Genomic DNA, 6,098 nt, shown 5'->3' on the forward strand with positions numbered 1-6,098 from the left:
TTATCCGCACCTGGGCCACAGGGAGATCGCACTTGATTGGTTCGGGTCGGAGGCCGGTCTGCCGGCGTCCGACTAGCACGCGGTCACGCGCCCATAGGCGCGGGATTTGCCCAACTACTCTAGTCAGAGCTGGTTAAACCAAAGGCAAACACCAAACCGCATTGCTTACAAAAAAGTTGGCTCAAACACGTTTTTTCTAAGCAAAAACGGCAATTTCGCTGAGCTTTGGAGATAAATACTACTGCATAATTTTATAGGAGTAACTGATTATGACTGAAGATTTTAAGGTGATTTTGAAAAGAGCGAACGGCTCAAGAGACGAAATTACACGCACGTTTGAAGCTAAACCGCGACTCGGTGACGGTCTATTTTTTGATGGGGAAGGTTTTGAAGTTGAGCTTGTGGTGACTGACACAGTTGGTCACGACAAGAGCATTGTGTATGCAAAATCGACTGGCTGTGTGTAGCTGGGGCTACTGTACAAAGTTGTGGCGGTGCAAGCCGCTACAGCTCTGCCCGATATGCTTGGGGGAAGCAATTGGGGCGCACTCCGAGGGGGAAACGCAAACGAGCTGCAGCGGCTATCCGTGAGTGTCAGAGTAATTCCTGACTCAGCCACAGGTAGAACAGCCAGCCTTTACAAACAAGGCGAAAATGAGCGCCAAAGCGTCACGGGTTCGTGTGCGAGACCGACCAGCCTGGAGCCGGAGCAAAGGAAAGGGCGACTTGCGCCGCCCTGCCCTTCCCTCAGTTCTGCTCGTCGTCGTCATTCCGCTTCGGGAAAGCCACCATTTCGACGCCGGGGAACATATCGTGCTTGACCTGGATCGAGGTGATGTTGCCGTGATCATCGGTGTTTACAAAGGCGACACCGCAGCGGTTCCAGAAGTTCTTGCCATCTTTTTCACCGGCTTTGACGTTCAGTTTCAGAGTTTGAGTTGCCATTGTTTGATCCTCGTTTTTGAGTGTTTCGATGAACATGCAAGAAGCGGGCATAAAGGAGTTGTCAGCAGGTAATTTGTCCCGCGAGGAATGCGCGATCAGCGCAGGGGAAATTACCTGTTGAAGCGGAGCGCCCGGAACGGGGGCTGCGCGGCTACTCCGACTGCCCGATTATGTTCATCTTGAAAGAAACACGTGAACGAGGATCTTCACTGGCAACGGGTTTGAGGCTGTCAGACCGAGTGAAAGGCAAGAACTTCTGGGCCCGCTGCGAGCGGAACACCTGAACAATGGAAAACGCGGCAACATCACCTCGATCTGACACTAGCTCTGTGCGCAGATCCGCGAGCTGGTGGCTTTCCCGAAGCGGAATGACCTGCAGAACATAGATATTGGGCGCATTGGCGGTGCAAGTCGCCCTTTCTCGATGGCGTAGGCGAAAGGCTGGGCCGTCCGGCCCTGGGCCGCGTGTCGCGGGCCAGGTTAACAGCCGGACGCGATCTGCCCGGGCAGCGCCAGGCGCAACGCGGCGCTGGTGTGCCGGCCGCCGTGGCGGCCGTCAAAGCGAAGCGACCAGTCGCGCCGGCACATGGGGCCGTGGCCCCAGGTGCCAAGGGACAACAACGGCACGTCGAAGCCAGGACTACGAAAAAAGAAAAGACCCGCCGAAGCGGGCCAAGGTCTCTCGCCACGAGAGGAAAACAAAAAAGCTCGTTGAGGCTAACGGTCGCGCGCCCGATCGACAACGCCGTCATAGGTGATCGCAGTAATTCGATCTTCGGTGCGGCGGGTCATCTCGATCCCGTCACCTGTCATTGTTGTTTCAGCGTGTTCAGTCCATTTGAAGATACTGCCGTCCGCTTCGACATGGGTTTCATCTTCAGCGGCACGGCGTTTGACAGAACCATCATGGTGAACCTCAATGATTGTGCCGTCTGCCATTCTGACAGTTACAGAATGGTCATCAACAGCAACCCCTTGCCACCAGATTTCAGCATCGCGGCGCACAACAATCCGATTGGGATGCAGCTTGATTTGCACATCTTGGGTATCTTCTGGGTCGGCGGCTTTGACCACAACAATGGCCTCTTGCTCGGCAGGGGCACCATGAATTGACGCGCTGCCGTTCTTCGGCGGCCAGAACTTCGGTTCGTCGCGTTGGCGTTTGTTCTGGTCCTTGTGGAACGCAATATACATTTGCGCGGACTTCCAGACGCGGCGGGCGGCTTTTTCAACCTTTGTTACGGCGGTGGCTTTTGTCATTCTTTCAGTCCCTCAATCGGATGGGTGATCCCAAGGATTCAAAACATTGACGCCTAAGAACTGAAACGGCTTCACGTCTCTAGTTGCTACAGAAAAACCGTGTGTCTTTGCAATCGCCGCGATCTGCGCGTCTGCCAACTTCACGTCATAGGCTTTCGCTTCGGCTTGCATGGTCGCAAGGGCTTCCGCAGCCGCACGGTCGAATGGCAAAATCCGGTTGCCGCAGAGACGGCCTAGCGTAAAGTCGAAGCCTTTCCAAAGCGCAGCTTTCCGCTTGCCGTCAGGCAGTAGTTCAATCCCATATCGTACCTCAAAGATGGTGATTGTCGTGGTGTAAAACTGCGCGCTATGCAGCGCATTCAACCACCCAATCACCGCCTGCGAAGGGGTTTCCTTCATGGGGTCGGACAGTACATTTGTGTCTAAAATAATCACCCGAAGTCCGCCGGTTCTGCTTTGTCGTCACTGCGTTCAATATCAGGCAAGAACGCATTAAGGCCCTGCACGTATTCAACAATCACGTCGCCAACCTTTTCGGCTGGTCGAGACGCTTCATCGAGAAGTTGCCGAGCAGCTTCCTCCGTGCTGATGCCACGTTCTGCCGCGACAAACCGAACGCGACTGTGAACGTCATCAGATAGGTTTCTGACTGTCAGATTTGCCATTTCATCCTCCATATTTCGTAGTGATAGCATACCGTTTATATGATAGCAGTGCAAGCATATAACAAGATTGCTATCACACTTTCATTGCGTTCCAATTGTCCCCATGCGGAATGGTATCAGCCTCGCGCTTTAACACTGTCGCTCTGTTATTAAGGGCAACGATAACAGGAGTAGACGGGTGTGCGGCTCGGTTGCCGCGCGTAGGTCTGCAAAGATAAGACGGGCCATACTTCAAAAGATACAACGCGGTCTCGATGGCCTCGATGTCGGTCTCTGCGTAGATCATGGAAAGCGGCATACATCCGCTATGGGTCGTCAGATCGCGGTTTCGTTTTTCTGAGGAACGGCGGCGGTCCAGTTGGAAAGCTGCCAAGCACCATTCCCGAACATTACCCCACCTGACGCGAGTACCGGGGGTTTGGTAGATTGAATCTGTCATAACTCACCTAAAACAATGAAAGTTGTTTGGGCTTAACTTCGGGCGGTTGATTGTTGTCGGTCCCGTTGGGACTCGGCCATCTAGGGTCGATCCACCAACCATTCGGGCCTTTGTCTATGCTGGCATTCTCCCCGTGCTGTTCGACAAATATCCGGTCAGCCTCAACCTTACGGGCTTTATGGAAGTCGCTGGCTCCGTGACCGCTGGGGCGTTTGCACATGGAACCGGCGCGCTGGCGGCAGTCGGGACAGGCGACAGCCAGGACAGGATGACTATAGGCAGTGAAATCAATCATAGGTTTCCCCCTGCTATGGACAGGGCGCGTTGCGCCCTGCCCTGCTGATTTCAGAAGCACTCAGGAACCCAAGCGTCGATCCGGGCTTTTTGCTCAGGGGTGACGCGCAATGCCTTCTGATGTCCGGGGTCGTTGAACAGCTTGTGCATCGCTTCGTTCTTTTTGCCCTTTTTGGACGTGCTGAACGCGCGGTAATCTTCGGTGTCCATGTGCAAATCCAGAAGGTCTTTATAGAGGTCGTCAAGCTGCCAACCCTTCAAACGCTTAAAGCAGTTGGTTTCTGATGGCGTCCAGATTGAGCGCATATCAGCGCCAATTTCGTCCATGATTTCGGCCATGAAGTCGGCCCGCTGGGTCGTAAAACGACGCGCCAAAAACGCGGTGATTTCACCATTACGGGTTTTCTTGCCCAGATCGCGGAATGCCTTGAACGCTTCAACACTGCCTTTGCCAGCCATTTCCTGAAACTGATTGTAGGCTTGTTCGGCTGCTTCATCCCGCTCACCGCCAAGGCGAGGATCAAGGTCAAACTGGTCGTCAATCTCGGGGCTGTTCTTTTCTGCCCCACCATAGCCGAACCCGAACAAGCTGCTGTAGAGACCGGCTGCCGGTGTTGCGTAGAATGCGAACAGGCTTAGAACGTAGTCCGGTTTGTCGAGCAAAGCGGTTTGAACAGCGGCCAACCGGATAGCAACCATGTCGTCAATGAACTTCTGCGAGAATGCCGGTTTGGCTTCCTCTTTAGCTTTGGTTTTTTTGACAGGGGCCAATACACCGGCCTCAACTGCCGCTGCGACATGCTCTGCCGCGACATATGCAGATGATTTGGCGATTTCGCCATTACCATCCACGTAGACAACAACACCCGCAAACTTGCGCTGTTCGTCGGAGTAAAACGGGACAGTATGGTTTCGCAAAGCCACCAGTTCTGCTTGTCCATCCTCATCCAAGGCTTCGTTCTGTAGCAGCTCGTCCAGTTCATCAAAGCGTTCGGCCTGTTTCTCTGTGTAGACCAACCGAACCTTTTCAAGCCGCTGCCAATCCTGCGCCTCCGTAAACCCATAGGGAATGTAGCTTTCGGTGTGGGTTTCAACCCACTCCCAACCTTCTGCCTCGCGCAGTTTGGCCGCTTCTTCGGCCAGTTTCTCGGCAAACAGTGTTTCGAGAATTTGCCCGTCATTGAACAGGGTCTCATTCTCAAAAAGGTCGGCAGTGATCGTGCCGCCAGCCGCAGCATAGGCATCCTGACCAACAAACACAGCCTTGCGATTTTCGCTACTGACTGCTTCCGAGGTCAACGCGGATTTAACATCGTATTCACTGAACCAACGGCTTTCCTTTGCCTGCTCCAACACGTTCAGAATCTTTTCTTCCTCGGTGCTGACAGTCATAGCCTTGGCAATGCCCATGCTGATTTCGCCGCTTTTGAGCGCGACTAACACGGGATCAGGCAGACCGGCCAACGCAAGGCGGCGGCGAACATGAGCCTCGGTCACGCCAAATGCGTTGCTGATCTTCGCAACGGACAGGGATTTGTCGGCCATTTTTCCGTAGGCCCGAACTTCGTCAACCGGGTCCAGTTCTTCGCGGGCTGTGTTTTCGGCGTTGGCCCATTGCTCGGCCACAAAGGGGTTATCGGTGATTTTAACCGGCACCTGCGCCAGATCGGGGCGTTCGGTAACGGCGATGTTGAGGGCGCGGAAACGGCGACCACCTGCGACGATGCCGACTTTACCGTCCTTGTCGCGCAACCCGCTCAAATTCTGGATGAGGCCGCACATAACGAGGCTTTCAGCCAGCAGTGCAATACCTTCGTCGGCAACTTCCTGACGCGGGTTGATTTCCGACAGATACAGATCGGACAAGGCAACGGTTTCGATGGTTTCCGGTGCGGTGAATGTTTCGAGTTTGCTCATTGGGCAAGTCCTTGTTTCGTGGCTAAGTTTTTGTTATTGGTGCCCTACCCCTTTGCGGGGTAGAGCGAGGCCGTTTAGTCGGCTCCGTGTTGGATCAGGAAGCGGCGCGCGATGTGGAAATTGTCGCCCTTCCTGATTAGCTCCTTCGCCTCAGCGATACGCTTTTGCAGGGTTTCATTGCTCATGGTGTTCACCTCCTTTCGTGCGCAAGTTGCGCATTGGCCGTTTCAGAACCGGACTATTCGTCCACGCTGAAAACGACCGTTTCATCCTCGACCGTGTAGGGTACGGACTTGGACAAAAGCTGTTCGATGGCGGTGTGTGGGACGGTCGGGAAGCTCAGACACATGCTGTTCAACAGTGTCGGGCGATCATCTGCGAAGTGATACCCATTGATAGCCCAAGCAACTAGGCCGGGTGTGTGTACCAAACTTGACGATCCAAGACGATATTCAGTCATGACAACTCTTTCTTTCGTGGCGATGCGGTTGCCGATGTTTCCCGGCTATCCGCTAATGGGCGCGGCCTTCTGATCTGTTAGCTGATAGATGGACCACATCTATCGGCTGGCAGAACAG

General features: G+C 54.1%; 8 protein-coding genes. 1 reads left to right on the top strand and 7 read right to left on the bottom strand.

Annotated features, from left to right (window positions below; all coding sequences use genetic code 11):
* Window positions 1–269 precede the first annotated feature (269 nt).
* Window positions 270–467, top strand: coding sequence for a hypothetical protein (locus tag ACR0MO_RS21490; protein ID WP_480774400.1), 198 nt, complete (start codon window positions 270–272; stop codon window positions 465–467).
* Between the two features lie 280 nt (window positions 468–747).
* Here ACR0MO_RS21490 and ACR0MO_RS21495 read toward each other — a convergent pair whose 3' ends face one another.
* The 7 genes from ACR0MO_RS21495 to ACR0MO_RS21525 form a co-directional block, all read right to left on the bottom strand.
* Window positions 748–945 (bottom strand): hypothetical protein, encoded by a 198-nt coding sequence (locus ACR0MO_RS21495; protein ID WP_480774401.1) that lies wholly within the window; start codon window positions 943–945, stop codon window positions 748–750.
* A 717-nt stretch (window positions 946–1,662) separates the two neighbouring features.
* Window positions 1,663–2,205 (bottom strand): hypothetical protein, encoded by a 543-nt coding sequence (locus ACR0MO_RS21500; RefSeq protein WP_480893278.1) that lies wholly within the window; start codon window positions 2,203–2,205, stop codon window positions 1,663–1,665.
* Between the two features lie 12 nt (window positions 2,206–2,217).
* Window positions 2,218–2,640, bottom strand: coding sequence for a PIN domain-containing protein (locus tag ACR0MO_RS21505; protein ID WP_480774403.1), 423 nt, complete (start codon window positions 2,638–2,640; stop codon window positions 2,218–2,220).
* A complete protein-coding gene (locus ACR0MO_RS21510; RefSeq protein ID WP_475214494.1) occupies window positions 2,637–2,870 on the bottom strand; it encodes a FitA-like ribbon-helix-helix domain-containing protein in 234 nt (77 codons plus the stop codon). The genes ACR0MO_RS21505 and ACR0MO_RS21510 overlap by 4 nt, the downstream gene beginning before the upstream one ends.
* A gap of 446 nt (window positions 2,871–3,316) precedes the next feature.
* On the bottom strand, window positions 3,317–3,604 hold the full coding sequence (locus tag ACR0MO_RS21515) for a zinc finger domain-containing protein (RefSeq protein ID WP_480893280.1): 288 nt from the start codon (window positions 3,602–3,604) through the stop codon (window positions 3,317–3,319).
* A gap of 50 nt (window positions 3,605–3,654) precedes the next feature.
* Entirely contained in the window at window positions 3,655–5,520 is a 1,866-nt protein-coding gene (locus ACR0MO_RS21520; protein ID WP_480893282.1) for a ParB/RepB/Spo0J family partition protein, read from the bottom strand.
* 238 nt (window positions 5,521–5,758) lie between these two features.
* A complete protein-coding gene (locus ACR0MO_RS21525) occupies window positions 5,759–5,980 on the bottom strand; it encodes a hypothetical protein (protein ID WP_480893284.1) in 222 nt (73 codons plus the stop codon).
* Window positions 5,981–6,098: the final 118 nt, after the last annotated feature.

The organism is Ruegeria sp. K5, from assembly GCF_056531805.1.